The organism is Blautia sp. MCC283 (genome assembly GCF_018785565.1).
Taxonomy (GTDB): domain Bacteria; phylum Bacillota; class Clostridia; order Lachnospirales; family Lachnospiraceae; genus Blautia_A.
In genome coordinates, this window is the sequence record NZ_WQQB01000036.1 from 21,655 (window position 1) to 37,068 (window position 15,414).

Genomic DNA, 15,414 nt, shown 5'->3' on the forward strand with positions numbered 1-15,414 from the left:
GAGTTTCTTAGTCCACTTTACAGGCAGTACTGTGCAAAAAATCCCATGTCCAATATATTGGACACGGGATTTCATCGTATACAATATTACGCTGGCTGTTCCGCGATTTATTTTACAATAACGCCATCTTCATCCCAGAGGTCATGCCAGTCGTTTGCACCATGCCACAGGAATACCTGTCCTTTTACAAGACGGTTGCCTTTTTCCAGGGTTGCGATGGTTGCCATTTCCTCATCTGTAAGAGGATCCTCGGTGACACATTTCAGGTTGCTTGCATAGTTATGGACAGAGAACGGAATGGAGATCTCACCTCTCTGATGTGCCCATTTCAGAGCGATCAGAGCCGGATGAACACCATGTGCTTTTGCGATTGCCTGCATTTCCGGAACTTCCAGATCCGCAACATCCTCCGGACAGATATCTCTCTCAGGTCTGCGTGGGGAACCGATCGGCATGTAACCTACCGGCTGGATGTTATGTGCTACCAGATAATCATAAAGCTCCTGCTGCTGGAAGCATACATGCAGCTCAAGCTCGCAGGTTGCAGGTTTGATCTTCATAAGTGGAAGAACTGTCTCAAGTTTCGGAATGGTCATGTTGGAAATACCGATGTAACGGATCTTTCCTTTTTCTACCAGAGCCTCGCACTGACGGTATGTATCCATGAACTCCTCAACACTGAACGGCTTGGAATCCGGATTTCTGGAATCTACATCACATCCCGGTGCATGATAGTTCGGGAATGGCCAGTGGATATAATACATATCCACATAGTCACACTGAAGGTCTTTGATGCTCTTGTCACAGGCTTCCTCTACTCTTCTGTGCATGTCGTTCCATACTTTTGTCATGATGAAGAGATCCTTACGCTCTACAACGCCTTCGTCGAACGCATCCTTAAATACCTGGCCGATCTCATGCTCGTTTCCGTAGCATGCGGCACAGTCGAACATACGGTAACCACTGCGGATCGCGCCTGCAACAGCTGCAGATACATCCTCGGCGGATACACGGTCGGAACCGAAGGTTCCCATTCCGACGCATGGAACCTGTTCGCCGGAAGGAAGTGTCACTTTCGGCACGATTGCCGGATTGATAACTTCTGCCATCTTTACATCTCCTTTTTTATGAAAAAATTTTTCTTATTATAAACTTGTTTTACAGCCTCTATAATTTTTTGATTTCAATCTGTGGAAGAAGTTTCTCCATATCTTCCATCACAAAGAAACCGGTCTCCTCACGCATGGCTGCTGCCGCTGAGATCGCGCTGGCCCTGCGCAGGGTCTCTTCCAGGGAAAATCCCTCGCTTAATCCAAGGGCAAAACCTGCGATCATGGAATCTCCACAGCCTACAGTATTTACTGCATCGATCTTCGGAACTATCGCACGGAAAATCCCCTCCTCGCCAACTGCCAGGGAGCCATCTGCTCCAAGAGAAACCGCTACGATCTCCACGCCACCGGCATGGATGGCTTTTGCCGCTTCGATGATATCGTTGATGTCATCACAGTGCTTTCCCGTAAGCATTCGGATCTCGTCGATATTGGGCTTGATCAGTGTTGGTGCTACCTTGATTCCCTCTTCCAGAAGCTTTCCGCTGGTATCCAGGATCACCGGTTTTCCTGCGTCTTTGACAATCTTCACAAGACGCTGATAGGCAGTTCCGTCAAGTCCTTTGGGCACGCTGCCGGACATTGCAACAACAGAAGCGTCTTTTACAAGCTCGCGGAATTTTTTCTCAAATCCCTCAAAGTCTGCCTCTGTGAGAGTAAATCCCGGCTCCAGGAATTCGGTCTGCACGTGATTCACTTCATCCCAGATATTGATGCAGGAACGGCTCTCCGCGTCCACATGGTAAAAAGCGCTCTTGATGCCAAAAGGTTTCAGGGCATCTTCAATATAATTGCCTGCGTGGCCGCCCACAAAACCTGTGGCAACCACTTCGGCACCGTAAATGGACGCCGGCTTGGAGACATTCAGTCCCTTTCCGCCGGGAACATAGGTACATTCCCGTACCCGGTTCACTTCGCCCACTTTAAAATCATCTACTACATAACGCTTGTCAATGGCAGCGTTTAACGTTACAGTCAGGATCATATCAGTCTTCCTCATTGGAAAGAAGGATCTTTCCTTTTACAAGGCCCGGGGTCTTGAACAGCTGGAATGCTTCCTGTGCCTGGCTCATCGGGATCTTCTTGTAGATGAAGCCCGGATCAAATTTCAGCTGGCCGGTTGCAAAGTAATGCGCGGTCAGATCCCACTCACGTCCCGGATATGGTGCACTGTAGGACATCCAGGAACCGGTAAGCTTGAACTCTTTACGGTTCATGTTCTCCCACTGTTTTGGTGTGAAAGTAAGGTTCTCATGAGGAGTACCGATGAAGCATACATGAGCTTTGTTTGCGGCAAGCTCAAATGCCATGTGCATGGTCGGAACCTGTCCTGCTGTCTCGAATACGAAGCCGTATCCTTTTCCACCTGTGATTGCCATGGCTTTCTCCATATAGTCTTCTTCTTTTGTGTTGATAACTCCATCTGCGCCGAGACGTTTTGCAAGGGCAAGTCTCTCATCGCTGATATCAAAAACTACAACTTTCTTGGATCCGAAGATCTTTGTCCACTGCATAGTGAACATACCAACGGTACCTCCGCCGAGGATTGCCACATACTCACCGCCGTGGTAATCGTTCTGGAATACACCGTGGATAGCTACGGTTGCAGGCTCAAACATAGCGCCCTGCTCATATGGAACATTGTCTGCAAATGGTACGGCATTTTTCTCAGGAACTACTACATAGTCCGCATTTGCGCCCTGCTCTCTGGAACCGATAAAGCTGTAATGTTTGCAGAGGGAGTAATTACCTTTCTGGCAGTCGTCACATTTCATACATGGAAGAAGCGGTGCACCGGATACACGGTCGCCGACTTTTACCTTGGTAACGCCTTCTCCGACTTCCACAACATCACCGGAAAACTCATGTCCAAGTACGATCGGATAAAAATGTACACCGTGGTTTAATACACGGGGGATATCAGATCCGCAGATTCCGGAATATCTTACTTTGATCTTTACATGACCAGGTGTTACCTGTGGTTCTTCCACTTCCTGGTACTGGACATCTTCATTTGCTACTACTACTGCTGCTTTCATGATTATTTTTCCTCCTCATTTCTCATCATAGGTTCAAGAGATTTATAGAGATTTAAATAGGTTTTATAGGTTTTCTCATAAACGACCCTGTTATCCGGGTTCGGTTCATGTCTTCTTGTTTCTTTTACGGTAAGGCGGATGGCTTCATCATAATCCTGATACATTCCAACGCCAATACCTGCCAGGATGGCTGCGCCAAGGGTTGTGGCTGTATCGGAGGACGGTACTACGATCGGTTTGCCGGTAATATCGGATTTGATCTGGGTCCAGAGAAGAGAGTTGGCGGATCCACCCATTGCGCGGAGAACTTCCACATCTGCTCCTGCCTCTTTTGCCACCTCAAGGTTGTGCTTCAGGGAAAGTGCCACGCCTTCCATGCAGGCACGTACCATATGAGCCTTGGTCTTGGCAAAATCCAGTCCATAGAACACACCTTTTGCGTTCGGGTTCCAGATTGGGGAACGCTCGCCGGACATATATGGAAGAAATACCACACCGTCACTGCCTGGAGCAATTTTTTCCGCGATCTCATTGAGCTGATCCAGGGAAGACCCTTTTTCCTCAGCTACAGAGCGCTCATAATCTGCGAACTCACGTTCAAACCAGCGCATGACACCACCGCCGCCGGTTGTGCCGCCCTGAAGGAGCCACTGTCCCGGAACTACGTGATATCCGAGGATCAGTCTGGGATCTGCCTTGTACTCGTCCATGCAGATACTCATTCCTCCGGCCTGTCCGCCCTGTTCCTGTGTCTCTCCCGGATGGATCACTCCGGCCCCCAGCGTTCCACATGCCGCATCCAGACCGCCGGCAACAACCGGTGTTCCCACAGCAAGGCCGGATTCTTCTGCTGCTTTCTCTGTAACCGTTCCCACAACATGGTCACAGTCGCAGATCTCAGGAAGAAATCCCATGGGGATTCCAAGTTTTTTGCACATTTCCTCATCCCAGGCTGCTTTTCTCATGTCAAAGCAGTGCAGGCCGTATCCCTGTGAAACATCCTGACTCATCACACCGGTCAGTTTGTAGGCAATGTAGCTGTTGGACTGCAGGATCTTGTCGATCTTTGCGTAAACTTCCGGGAGATTTTCTTTGTACCAGAGGATCTTTGCGGTTGTGTAGGATGGCTGAAGAGAATTACCGGATACTTCAAAAATCTTGTCCGCTCCGATTTCTTCGTTCAGTCTGTCGCAGATGGACTGTGCTCTGGTATCCATCCAGATCGGAGTGTTTGTAAGAACATTTCCGTCCTTGTCCATGGCAATGGCGGACCAGCTCTGGCCGTCAATGCCGATACCTGCGATCTCCTCCGGCTGGATCCCGGCTTTTTCGATCACTTTTTTTACTGCCTGACAGACAGCACTCCACCATTCTTCCGGATTCTGCTCTGCCCAGCCTTCTTTCGGATAATATACCGGATAATCACCATTGGCTGCTGCCACTACGGTTCCTGACTTTTCAAAAACCGCAACCTTGCAGGCACTGGTGCCGATATCAATACCAAGTAAATATGGTTTCATTATGAATTCTCCTTCTCCTTTAGCACACGCACGGATTTCCCCATAATAATTTCCGCGCCAAGCTTCTCTGTGATCGGCTCCGTTTCTTCGCTCTCTGCCTCTCCCAGCCGTTTCAGCATAATGCTCGCCACTTCCCTGGCAATGCCCGATGTAGGCTGTGCCACGATGGTAAGCTTGGGGCTGCAGGCTCTGGCAAACTGCAGATTATCAAAACCGATCATGGAAAGCTGTTCCGGAATTTTCAGATCCAGCTCATTCATTCCGATCACCGCCCCCATGGTCATCTCATAGTTGGTAACGAATACGGCTGTCATATCCGGATTGTCCGCCACAAGTTTCTCGATTCCTCTCACGCCACCCTGAATGGTATAGTCGCCGTGATAGATCAGAGATTCCCGTACCGGAAGATTTTCTTTTTCATATGCGCTTCGGTATCCCTGGAGACGTTCCTGCGCCGTGGAAATTTCCTCCGGGCCGCCGATAATCCCGATCTTACGGTGTCCTGCCTTAAAAAAAACCCTCATGGCATCCTCGGCCGCCTTCTCATTGTCCACAAGAACACTGTCGCAGGAAAGCTCCTGTATTCTTCGGTCAATGAGTACAATGGGCTTCCCGGTTTTCTGGAATTTTTTCAGATGATTGCCTTCAGCATCCACCGGCATGCTGATGATCCCATCCACACGTTTCCGGCTTAAAAATTCCACTGCGTCCCGCTCCAGTTTCTTATCGGTACGGCAGTCACAGACAATGGTGGCGTATCCGTGGCTTCGCAGCACATCCTCCATTCCTGTGATGATCTCCGCACAAAAGGTATTATTAAGCTCCGGGATCACTACCCCGATGGTCTTGGTGGCATTGGTCTTCAGGCCTCTTGCCACCTCATTGACCTCATAGTGCAGTTCCTCGATGGCTTCCTCGATCTTTACTCTGTTTTTTTCTCTTACGTTTCCGCCATTAAAATAAGAAGAAATCGTCGCAAGCCCAAGTCCCGTCCGCTTGGCAATATCTTTCATGGTTGCTGCCATACTGATCACTCCGTTTCTGCTTTTTACAGAAATTCCTTATTCTGCCTTTCCATCGCAGCCGCAGACTTTCATACGTGCCTCAACCAGCTCTTTCACTGCCTGGATGGCTTTCTTTCCGTATGCCTTCGGGTCGATGGTGTTCTCATTCTCTGCAAATGTCTCTTTTACTGCTTTGGAGTATGCTGCACGAAGCTCTGTTGCAAAATTTACTTTACAGATACCACGTTTTACACAATCACTGACATCCTCATCGCTGAGTCCGGATGCTCCGTGAAGAACAAGCGGGATATCTACAACTTCGCGGATCTCACTTAAGCGCTCTTTGTCAAGAACCGGTGTTCCTACATAGAAGCCATGTGCGGTTCCGATGGCAACTGCCAGAGAAGTAACACCTGTGCGCTCTACGAATTCTTTTGCTTCCTGCGGATCTGTGTTGGTGTCTGCCTCAGCCTCAAGGTCGTCCTCTTTACCGCCTACCTTACCAAGCTCAGCCTCACATGGAATGTTCAGGGCTGCTGCTACGTCCGCAACTCTCTTGGTCTCTTTGATATTGTCCTCAAAATCCAGTTTGGAACCGTCGATCATCACAGATGTGTAGCCTGCATGCATTGCCTGCATTGCAAGTTCAAAACTGCTGCCGTGGTCAAGATGAAGGCATACCGGAACAGAAGCCTTGGCTGCCTCTGCTGCCACGATTGCTGCGTAAGTCTCAACAGTACCATATTTGATCGTAGATGGTGTTGTCTGGATCATAACCGGTGCTTTCAGCTCCTCAGCTGCCTGGATGATCGCTTTCACCATTTCCATATTCTCTGCGTTGAAAGCTCCTACCGCATATCCGCCCTTCTGTGCTTTTAACAGCATTTCTTTAGATGTAACCAGTGGCATAATCTTTTCCTCCTTGGAATTATTGTGTTTATTTTTTATATTATTTCTTCATTTGATCTAGAAACCGAAACGTTTCTGTTTGAGTTCATCTTAACGCACCGAAACGTTTCTGTCAACTATAAAATTTTCATCATTTACAGGAAAATATTACCTTGAAAAGAAGACAAAATACCGTTAGATTAATAATTAAAAGTAATACAAACCTGTGGCCGGGCAGGTCCGTCTGATACTACCGGCAGCATAACAATTTCAGGAAGCGCTGTATCCCGTTCTGAATACCAGAAACGGATGCAGCATTTTCCGGAAATGTTATAAGTACACAATGATCTTAGGAGGATATGAACAATGTTAAAAGGAATTCCAGAAATCTTATCACCAGAATTACTGAAAGTTTTATGTGAGATGGGACACAGTGACCGTCTTGTAATCGCTGACGGAAACTTCCCGGTAGAATCCATGGGAAAAAATGCCATTACCATCCGCTGTGACGGACATGGTGTTCCGGAGATCCTGGATGCCATCCTGAAACTCTTCCCGCTGGATACCTATGTAGAACATCCGGTAAACCTGATGGAAGTAATGCCTGGTGATGACGTGGAGACACCAATCTGGGATACATATAAAGAGATCGTTTCCAAACATGACGAGCGTGGCGAGAAAGCCATCGGAAATATCGAGCGTTTCGCATTCTATGATGAAGCAAAAACTGCATACTGCATCATCTCCACAAGTGAGAAAGCACTTTATGCCAATGTAATGCTTCAGAAAGGTGTTGTGATCAACAACGACTGATCTTTCTTCTGAACTGCCTGATATATCATATATACACACATATTCAACCAGAAACTCCCGTTTCCATACTCTTTTCAGAGGAATGGAAACGGGAGTTTTGACTTTTTGTTTTTATCTTTTTCCTGATTTTGCAGCGTAACTTCCGCAGAGCGTTTTCCCTTCGGATGTTTTTACACCGGCACGGACCGCATAATAGTAGGTTGTCCCCTTCTTCGCCGTCTTATCCTCATAAGATACTGTAGTACTTCTGCCTGAGACAGTGCCTATTTTTTTCCAGGTGCTGTTTTTGGTCTTCCGGTAAACATCATAGAATGTTGCACGGCTCTGTGCCCTCCAGTAAAGTTTAAGTCCACTGGATGTTTTCTTCACAGCAGAAATTTTCTGGATATCCGGATAGGATAAAACAGCTCTGCTCTCCTTATAACTGCCAAAAACTTTCTTTCCGTCTACGTTACGGTATGCACGTACAGAATACGTATAAGACGTAATTCCCCGGATCTGGGAATCCTGATAGCTGGAAACATTACTTTTCACTTCAGCGATCCTCTCCCAGTCACTGTTCCCTGTTCTGCGATATACACGATAGCCGCTTGCTCCCGGAACTTTCCCCCAGGAAACTGTATTTTTCGGACCAGAAACCGCAGTCGCACTGGCTGCTGCTTTTGCAAGTTCTGTCTTTGCGGACACGGCAGTGGAAGCAGTTCCATAGAGCGTTGTTTTTCCTGTACATACATATGCTGCCCTGACACGGTAACTGTAGGTATTTCCTGTTTTTACAGTCGTATCACTCCAGCTTTGTATACTGGATTTCATACTCGTCAGTTTGCTTTCTTTTCCACCGTTTTCGCTTCGGTAGATCACATAATAGTTGCATCCCGTTACTGCTGACCAGGCCAGGTTGATCTTATTGTAGGCTTTGGAAGTGATCTTCAGCCCGGCAGGCTGTTTTAATTTCACGGTTACTTTACAGGATGCCCTGATTCCTTTCGCGTTATTTCCATAGCAGGAAATCGTCACTGTTCCGGGATGCTTCGCAGTTACCAGACCATTACTGCTGACTGTGGCAATATTCGTATCCGAACTCTCCCAGCTGATTCCGGACGTTGTCATCTCCGTTCTTGTTGCGGAAGCACTCAGAGATTTTTTCTCACCGGCATACATGGACAGAGATGTATTGGAAATCTGCATTTTTGCCGGGCTGTCCAGTGTTTTTGTATGGGCTTTGATCCGATAGGTAATTCCATAAATATCCCTCGTTTTGGTACTTAACACAAGATCCGCACCATCTTCCCATTCTTTCTGCGAATTCAGATAACGGAAACTCTGACCTGACAGAATCGAGGGTTCGAATTCGCACCAGCCATAAGAAACTTCTGCTTCCACATAATACTTAATAGTTGCATTTCCCGCATTCGTTACCACAATAGAGTAAGAACTTCCCTGGCTGATCAGTACCTCCGGGATCTGAAATGTCATAATTCCGGCCATCGGCTGTCTTAAAGTTACCGGTGTGGCATATGCCGGCGTTCCACTTGTGGGATCTTTTGCGTTTTTAAGGTTTGTATACACCTGCACTTTATAGGTATTGTTGGTCGTCAGAGCTGCAAGCGTCACTTCGCCAAGCTTCTCCGCCTTACCGTTTCCTGCAGAAGCACGGAAAACACTGGCAATCTTATCTCCGGCATACATCGCCAGGGCACTCAGCCCGCAGGTTCCGTCATAAAAATAATTATTGGTATACTTTGGCTGATTCGTTGCTGAAGCTGCCACCAGGTTGTTAATGGAACCATCCTGATAAGATAAGTAGAAATATCCATTTTTTCCCCAGTTTTCTCCCCAGCTGTTCTTGACGATCCATGCACCATCTGCAGTTACATTCGACGCTGTCTTAAAATTTTTTGCAGAATAATTGTCATCCCATCCCACTACTGTAACCAGATGGTTGATGCTTTTGGTACTGGACGGATAGGAGTATGCGGCTGTATCCGCATTGTAATATCGATTCTGTGCATTGTACATAAGGGTCACTGCATTATTCGCAAGCACCATTTTTTTCATTGCACTTACTGAATAATCGGAAAAATATGCATTCTTTAGATATGCCACCGCATCGTATTCCTTGGACGCATCCGGGATTACTCCGGTTTTCTTCGTATGTGTCTCATCTGTTGCCATCGGAACATCTTCTTCTGTTGTCATCCCTGACCAGGTGCTCAGAAAAAATGATGCGAGCATGTCATTTCCGGATTCATGATAATCCTGATTTCCATAGTCATCTGTTCCATAATGGTAATTAATATCACCGGCAGTATTTCCAAGAGGATCGTTATTCCGGTTTGCAAAAAAATACGCCAGATGTTCTTCAGAAAGATCATATGTTCCAAGGCCCTGTGAAAGGAGTGAAGTCTCCAGAAGTGATGCCATTCCAAATGCCCAGCACATTCCGTAGGGTTCCTGATTTTTCACAGAAGTTACGTATCCCAGATCCGCTGCATTATAGTAGGACGGATACGCCGCTGCCCGTGCCCCTGGAACATCCTCTGTATCATTTCCGATAGGCTCAGCTGTCGTGTAACTGGTAAGGGAATCAAACGGAGCCAGCTGTTCTTTTTCTTCCTCTTCTGTCAGCGGACGTCCTTTGATATATTCTATTTGGGAGTCTTCCCCATCACCGGTTCCATCTCCAAATGTGTTCTCTGTAGAATCAGAAAAAACATTCTCCTCACTATCCGGCGAAGTCCAGTCTGTTCTGTCATCCTGATCCAGCTCCTCCGAAATATTGTCGTCACTTCCCTGCGAGATCTCTTCCGTTTCTGTATCTGAGGTTCCTGCCACAGATACTCCATCCGTATCGTTCTGCGTAGTTCCACCATCTTCAGCCCCTGCTTCAGATGATTCCCCGGTTTGACCCTGATTTCGTATGCTCTGACTTCTCTCTGTCTCATCCGCATCCGCTGACACGACTGCCGTATCACCGAAATCCGCAGCCATAACCGGCACCTGACTACCCGCGACAGCCACACTCAGAAATAATGGAAGCAATTTTTTCCTGAACAGTTTTGATCTTTTCACATGATTCTCCTCTTTTGCTTTAACTGTATGATTATCCTCTTTTTTTCAAATGATAACCGAAAATCCCGATCACTGCAAGCGCTGTCGCTGTCCCGATCCAGATAAAAGGATTCCTGTACCATACTTTTGTTTCTTTGAAGGATTTCGCAACGGAACCATTGACCGGTTTCGCATCTGTCTCTTCCTGTTCTTCTGTGGAAACCGGAGATATCTGTACTGCCGGACCATATACTTCCCCAGTTCCGCCGGAAGATACTTCTTTCTCTGTTCCGGAGACATCTGTACTGTCATCTGATTCCCGTGGCGTTCCTGATACGGCAATACCGTCATTCGGTTCCTGCCGGGTTTCGGATGATCCCGTCTGGTCATTCAGACCCTGTTCAATTCCGGTTCCTGCTGAATCTGCACCGGTTCCTTTCGTTATTCCGGCTGCTGCCAGCTCTTCATCCTTCGATGGCCGGAGTTCATCAAGAGGCACATATCCATGTCTTCCCTGATACTCGGTATAACCCCAGTTCTCGCCGTCTTTCTCCGTTTCCCCTTCAATATGCAGAACTGTTCCGTCTTTAATTTCAGTTCCGTTAAATTTTCCACTTTTTTTATCTGTTGACGGATAAATATCCACTCCGTCCTCACCGGAATCCACGGTCATATAATAATCCGTGCTGCTCTGCGGAAGTTCCACTTTCTCTGATCTGTCCGCATAAACCGGCATACTTACCGTCACTGTCAGCAAAGCCGCCAGCAGCACACCTTTTATTCTTTTCATTCTGTCTCCTCCATCCGTACCCGCATCTTCGTTTCCCGTATACGCAAAATCCTCTTATATTTCTCTTCTGCTCCGAAATATAAGAGGATCTTATCATTAGTAGTGGTACTGCCAGCGTTTCCTGTCTGGTGTATATGTTTTATGCCAGTTCTCTCTCGCACATATCCAGTGCAGACGCGATTACCGCATCCATATCATAATACTTGTACTCGCCAAGACGTCCGCCAAAGATTACCTTGGATTCCTTCTGTGCAAGTTCTTTATACTGTGCGTAAAGCTGTCCGTTCTTCTCATCATTAACCGGATAATATGGCTCATCGCCCGGTTTCCACTCAGAACTGTACTCACGGCTGATCACAGTCTTCGGAAGATCGTTGCCTTCCTCATCCTTGCCGAACTCAAACCATTTATGCTCAATGATACGTGTCCACGGTGTCTCAACATCTGTGTAGTTCACAGCTGCATTACCCTGGAAATTCGGCTTATCAAGAGTCTCATTCTCAAAACGGACAGAACGATACTCCAGTGTTCCAAGCTTATAATCAAAGTATGCGTCAATGGCACCTGTGTAGATAACCTTCTCAGCCATAGCATCATACTCAGCCTTCTTCTCAAGGTAATCCTCATTCAGACGAACCTCAATGCCGTCCAGGAGGTTCGCTACCATCTTCGTATATCCGCCAACCGGGATTCCCTGATAAAGAGCATTGAAATAGTTGTTATCAAAAGTCAGACGGACCGGAAGTCTCTTGATGATAAAGGAAGGAAGCTCTGTGCATGGACGTCCCCACTGCTTCTCTGTATAACCCTTGATCAGCTTCTCATAGATATCTGTACCAACCAGGCTGATTGCCTGCTCCTCAAGGTTCTTCGGTTCTGTGATACCAGCTGCCTTACGCTGCTCCTCGATTTTCTCAGCAGCCTCCTCCGGAGTCACAACCCCCCACATCTTATTGAAGGTATACATATTAAACGGAAGGCTGTACAGCTCACCATGATAATTGGCAACCGGGCTGTTTGTAAAACGGTTGAACTCCGCAAACTGTGTAATATAATTCCAGACCTTCTTATTATTGGTATGGAAAATATGTGCACCATACTTATGAACATTGATTCCCTCAATCTTCTCTGTGTACACGTTTCCTGCAATATTCGGGCGTTTGTCGATCACGAGAACAGATTTGCCCGCCTTCTTCGCCTCATGAGCAAAGACAGCACCGTAAAGACCGGCGCCTACGATAAGATAATCGTACATTCGTTTTTCTCCTTGTTGTTTGATGTGATTATTTTAACACCTGTGCTGCGGGTATGGCAAGTGTTCTTTTTTGTGGGATATTTCTTCATAACAACTGTAGCAGGATATTACAATAGTATCTGTATCTACTCTCCGTGTTTCCACCCTTCTGTAAACACATCCATAAACATATTGATTTCTTTTAAGTAAGCTTCATACTCTTCTCTTTTCACAGAATTTTTATCCAGTCCCTGCAACAATACCTGCAATTTTCCCTGCATATTAGAGGCTCTATTTTTCTATAATTTTTACGTTATCCCTTAATAAATTGACTTATATTTACCTGCTACCATAAGTACCATTTTTTTCTTATTAAATAATTTCCAGGCAATATCCATTAAAGCCCTTTCCATACCTTCATAATTTTTCAATTCATATCCAAACTGAATACATATATCTTCAATCATTTCTTCAATATTTTTATAAGGTACAGAATTTTGAATTTCTTCCACCATTTGATTGAAGTCACCAGCATTTCCTGGATATTCTTCAGAAAACATACTATATGTAGGCAATGGTTTTAGCCTATAACAGATACTGTGTCGATCTGATCCCGAAATTTTCATTAATCTTTCGCAAGATATACACATACTATTTTCTAAGATTTTTTCATTTAAATAATTGATAATAAGGTATTCCATTCATTTGCCACCAATGTAAAGCTCTTGTTGATATTATTTTTTCAGGAACTTTAAATTGTATAAAAATCGCATACACCGAATTATTAATTTTAAAATCATATCCCAACTTTTTTTCTGCACGTTGTGTTGGAAACATAGGCACAAACCATTTTAAGCTTGAGAATTGTTGTCTATTTAACAATTCATGTACAAATGAAAACATAAATTGTGTTTCACTGAATTCACATTTCATGGTACTCTAAAACTCCTGTCATTTTTAATAAAGCCCAAACACATTTACAGCTTATTCTATGATTCATAAACTCCGCATCTGCTATAATATTAATATCAAACTGTACATTTCGTTTGAACCTTCATTTTATATGTAATTAACTCTATCTTTTATTATACTACTTCCACTCCAGAATTGCATTTTCCTTTTATCGACATAATTCGACATCTTAGTTTTAATATACCCCCACTGTCACTCTAGTCGATAACCCAACCTGTTTCATCAGTTCGATTCCACTCCTCGCACCTTGATCTATGATATGCTTATCGCAATGACCAGTTACAATTAATGATCAAGTAAAAAAAGCAGCCACATAGCACACACTATATGGCTGCCTCAAATTCCACACTTTTCTGAATGGAAAATTATATTTAACGTCAATAATTAAGCCATTTTCACTTTATATTTATGCCGAAGTGACCTTAATGACCAGTCATCATAATTAACTTTTCCATCATTCAGTAACCTGCCAAGGATTATTCCAGGATCACGATCTATTTCTTTTGCAAATTCACGAATTGATTGTTTATCAAATTTATTTGCAGCAATAAAGATTTGATACTCATCATAAGGAATTAACATATCTTCTGCATATTTATCAGCAACTTCCTCTTGCTTTCCAGACTCCGAATCAAAAGAAATTCCGTAATCCCCATTCATCACATGCCCTATCTCATGGAACAGGGTAAACCAAAAAGTATCTGAATTGAGCCTTCTGTCATTCACCATTAACATAATATTATTCCCAACTTTTTTTGTTGCACCATTGATTTTCGATCCAGAAATATTTGGAAGAACAACAAAAATAACACCCGCTTTGTGAAAGGCCTTTTTAATAAGCGGGTAAAATGTACTATGGTCTTTTGTTAACGTAAGTGCATACATCACAGCTTTTTCAAAAAGTGACTTATTGAATCTCGGTGCTTCTGTTTTCAAGGCAATGTTTGTTGCTATCTGCACCATAGTATTCGCTTTAATAATATTAGCCTCTGTTAATTCCCCCGCAGTACTTCTAAAACTTACCGCCATATCTCTTTTCTTAAACACAGTAAGCGTTGCCACATTCAGGAAATTTCTTACCTCTGCAATTTGCTCATCTATCTTTCTAGGTAAATCTGGAAGATTAAAATTCTCTTGAAAATATCTATAATTAAGACTCTTAAAAACTACTCTTTCCTCTTCAAGCTCTTCTTTAGACTTAAACTCTGCGATTAATGCATCATAAGCATTCTGCAGATTAAGCCAATAAGAAACACTTGTTCCAATCATTCTAGATAGTTTCATTGCAATATCAATCGAAAGACTCTGCTCACCACGAACCAGGAGACTCAGGTTTTTGGGAGTTGTGTCTAGCCGTTTGGCAAAATCCTCCTGAGTCAAACCGCTTTCTTCTACAATTTCCTTAATATAGTATCCTGGATGAAAAGCAATCTTGTCATTATACTCAATATAATTACTCATAATGTTTGCTCACCTCCGTTATCTCTACTATTCTAACATATGATGAAATCTGGTCTATATAGCATGGGGTAAACGGTTCTTTATTTGCGTCAAGTGGCTGAAGAACAATACGCCATTGTTCTTTTCTTGACTTAACATCAATTGCAAAAAATCCTTCTAAATTTCTTCCTTGCTTATTTCCCAGATTATGAAAATGAAACGTAGGCTGAACTATAATATCTTTTATCGTCTCAGCCTTTTCCAATGCATTTATCCTTGCAAGAAGACTTGTAGTTAGTATCGTATCTCCTCCGAACAGCTTTTTCGCAGCCTTTACACTTGTGCATTGGTTTTTAACCTTATCTGATGCATATACTAGTTCCAAGTCCTCCCTCCTAACTGTGTCAAATCAAATTACCCTCTAGGTAATTTGATTTTATCATGTATCTATTCTTGCGTCAATACTTAAGAGCCCCTACACCACGACAAACGCATGAATGGTTAGCAACTGCAAATTCTATTTTTTTCTACTTTTTAAGCTTCTAAAAGCT

15 protein-coding genes are annotated in these 15,414 nt (G+C 44.5%); 1 reads left to right on the plus strand and 14 read right to left on the minus strand.

The window, feature by feature from the left end; translation table 11 throughout:
- Positions 1 to 107 precede the first annotated feature (107 nt).
- From GPK81_RS12170 to GPK81_RS12195, 6 genes are read right to left on the minus strand one after another with little or no spacing between them, the layout of a single operon-like run.
- Positions 108 to 1,109: an aldo/keto reductase gene (locus GPK81_RS12170; RefSeq protein ID WP_215707141.1), complete on the minus strand. Its 1,002-nt coding sequence runs from the start codon at positions 1,107 to 1,109 to the stop codon at positions 108 to 110.
- 58 nt (positions 1,110 to 1,167) lie between these two features.
- Positions 1,168 to 2,097, minus strand: a complete 930-nt coding sequence (gene pfkB / locus GPK81_RS12175; protein WP_215707142.1) for a 1-phosphofructokinase — start codon at positions 2,095 to 2,097, stop codon at positions 1,168 to 1,170.
- A 1-nt stretch (position 2,098) separates the two neighbouring features.
- Positions 2,099 to 3,151 carry a galactitol-1-phosphate 5-dehydrogenase gene (locus GPK81_RS12180; protein ID WP_177289945.1) on the minus strand — a complete coding sequence of 351 codons (1,053 nt, stop codon included), beginning with the start codon at positions 3,149 to 3,151 and terminating at the stop codon, positions 2,099 to 2,101.
- Positions 3,152 to 3,153: 2 nt separating this feature from the next.
- On the minus strand, positions 3,154 to 4,671 hold the full coding sequence (xylB, locus tag GPK81_RS12185; RefSeq protein WP_215707143.1) for a xylulokinase: 1,518 nt from the start codon (positions 4,669 to 4,671) through the stop codon (positions 3,154 to 3,156).
- The gene (locus tag GPK81_RS12190; protein WP_021977841.1) at positions 4,671 to 5,696 is read right to left on the minus strand and encodes a LacI family DNA-binding transcriptional regulator; all 1,026 of its coding nucleotides are present in this window, start codon (positions 5,694 to 5,696) and stop codon (positions 4,671 to 4,673) included. The genes xylB and GPK81_RS12190 overlap by 1 nt, the downstream gene beginning before the upstream one ends.
- Before the next feature lie 36 nt (positions 5,697 to 5,732).
- Positions 5,733 to 6,584, minus strand: a complete 852-nt coding sequence (locus GPK81_RS12195) for a class II fructose-bisphosphate aldolase (protein WP_118061953.1) — start codon at positions 6,582 to 6,584, stop codon at positions 5,733 to 5,735.
- Positions 6,585 to 6,929: 345 nt separating this feature from the next.
- Here GPK81_RS12195 and GPK81_RS12200 point away from each other — a divergent pair, with 345 nt between their 5' ends.
- A complete protein-coding gene (locus GPK81_RS12200; protein WP_021977839.1) occupies positions 6,930 to 7,376 on the plus strand; it encodes an RbsD/FucU family protein in 447 nt (148 codons plus the stop codon).
- Positions 7,377 to 7,487: 111 nt separating this feature from the next.
- On the opposite strand, the gene GPK81_RS12205 is transcribed toward GPK81_RS12200, so the two are convergent.
- The 8 genes from GPK81_RS12205 to GPK81_RS12235 all read right to left on the minus strand — a co-directional run bounded on the left by GPK81_RS12205 (position 7,488) and on the right by GPK81_RS12235 (position 15,248).
- A complete protein-coding gene (locus GPK81_RS12205) occupies positions 7,488 to 10,448 on the minus strand; it encodes a C1 family peptidase (protein WP_215707144.1) in 2,961 nt (986 codons plus the stop codon).
- 31 nt (positions 10,449 to 10,479) lie between these two features.
- Positions 10,480 to 11,217 carry a hypothetical protein gene (locus tag GPK81_RS12210; protein WP_021977837.1) on the minus strand — a complete coding sequence of 246 codons (738 nt, stop codon included), beginning with the start codon at positions 11,215 to 11,217 and terminating at the stop codon, positions 10,480 to 10,482.
- Positions 11,218 to 11,356: 139 nt separating this feature from the next.
- Positions 11,357 to 12,472 carry a UDP-galactopyranose mutase gene (gene glf, locus GPK81_RS12215; protein WP_021977836.1) on the minus strand — a complete coding sequence of 372 codons (1,116 nt, stop codon included), beginning with the start codon at positions 12,470 to 12,472 and terminating at the stop codon, positions 11,357 to 11,359.
- A 125-nt stretch (positions 12,473 to 12,597) separates the two neighbouring features.
- Complete coding sequence (locus GPK81_RS18180; RefSeq protein ID WP_256441849.1) at positions 12,598 to 12,732, minus strand: hypothetical protein; 135 nt, start codon at positions 12,730 to 12,732, stop codon at positions 12,598 to 12,600.
- Positions 12,733 to 12,771: 39 nt separating this feature from the next.
- The gene (locus tag GPK81_RS12220; RefSeq protein WP_215707145.1) at positions 12,772 to 13,152 is read right to left on the minus strand and encodes a hypothetical protein; all 381 of its coding nucleotides are present in this window, start codon (positions 13,150 to 13,152) and stop codon (positions 12,772 to 12,774) included.
- Positions 13,121 to 13,384, minus strand: coding sequence for a hypothetical protein (locus GPK81_RS12225; protein WP_215707146.1), 264 nt, complete (start codon positions 13,382 to 13,384; stop codon positions 13,121 to 13,123). The genes GPK81_RS12220 and GPK81_RS12225 overlap by 32 nt, the downstream gene beginning before the upstream one ends.
- Positions 13,385 to 13,807: 423 nt before the next feature.
- On the minus strand, positions 13,808 to 14,884 hold the full coding sequence (locus GPK81_RS12230; protein WP_215707147.1) for a HigA family addiction module antitoxin: 1,077 nt from the start codon (positions 14,882 to 14,884) through the stop codon (positions 13,808 to 13,810).
- On the minus strand, positions 14,877 to 15,248 hold the full coding sequence (locus tag GPK81_RS12235) for a hypothetical protein (RefSeq protein ID WP_215707148.1): 372 nt from the start codon (positions 15,246 to 15,248) through the stop codon (positions 14,877 to 14,879). The genes GPK81_RS12230 and GPK81_RS12235 overlap by 8 nt, the downstream gene beginning before the upstream one ends.
- Positions 15,249 to 15,414 lie beyond the last annotated feature (166 nt).

What these genes read in the sequence shown, in the direction of transcription:
- pfkB (WP_215707142.1), bottom strand. Translation starts at nt 2,097, where the DNA reads ATGATCCTGACTGTAACGTTAAACGCTGCCATTGACAAGCGTTATGTA.
- GPK81_RS12180 (WP_177289945.1), bottom strand. Translation starts at nt 3,151, where the DNA reads ATGAAAGCAGCAGTAGTAGTAGCAAATGAAGATGTCCAGTACCAGGAA.
- xylB (WP_215707143.1), bottom strand. Translation starts at nt 4,671, where the DNA reads ATGAAACCATATTTACTTGGTATTGATATCGGCACCAGTGCCTGCAAG.
- glf (WP_021977836.1), bottom strand. Translation starts at nt 12,472, where the DNA reads ATGTACGATTATCTTATCGTAGGCGCCGGTCTTTACGGTGCTGTCTTT.
- GPK81_RS12210 (WP_021977837.1), bottom strand. Translation starts at nt 11,217, where the DNA reads ATGAAAAGAATAAAAGGTGTGCTGCTGGCGGCTTTGCTGACAGTGACG.
- GPK81_RS12170 (WP_215707141.1), bottom strand. Translation starts at nt 1,109, where the DNA reads ATGGCAGAAGTTATCAATCCGGCAATCGTGCCGAAAGTGACACTTCCT.
- GPK81_RS12220 (WP_215707145.1), bottom strand. Translation starts at nt 13,152, where the DNA reads ATGGAATACCTTATTATCAATTATTTAAATGAAAAAATCTTAGAAAAT.
- GPK81_RS12225 (WP_215707146.1), bottom strand. Translation starts at nt 13,384, where the DNA reads ATGAAATGTGAATTCAGTGAAACACAATTTATGTTTTCATTTGTACAT.
- GPK81_RS18180 (WP_256441849.1), bottom strand. Translation starts at nt 12,732, where the DNA reads ATGCAGGGAAAATTGCAGGTATTGTTGCAGGGACTGGATAAAAATTCT.
- GPK81_RS12195 (WP_118061953.1), bottom strand. Translation starts at nt 6,584, where the DNA reads ATGCCACTGGTTACATCTAAAGAAATGCTGTTAAAAGCACAGAAGGGC.
- GPK81_RS12190 (WP_021977841.1), bottom strand. Translation starts at nt 5,696, where the DNA reads ATGGCAGCAACCATGAAAGATATTGCCAAGCGGACGGGACTTGGGCTT.
- GPK81_RS12200 (WP_021977839.1), top strand. Translation starts at nt 6,930, where the DNA reads ATGTTAAAAGGAATTCCAGAAATCTTATCACCAGAATTACTGAAAGTT.
- GPK81_RS12230 (WP_215707147.1), bottom strand. Translation starts at nt 14,884, where the DNA reads ATGAGTAATTATATTGAGTATAATGACAAGATTGCTTTTCATCCAGGA.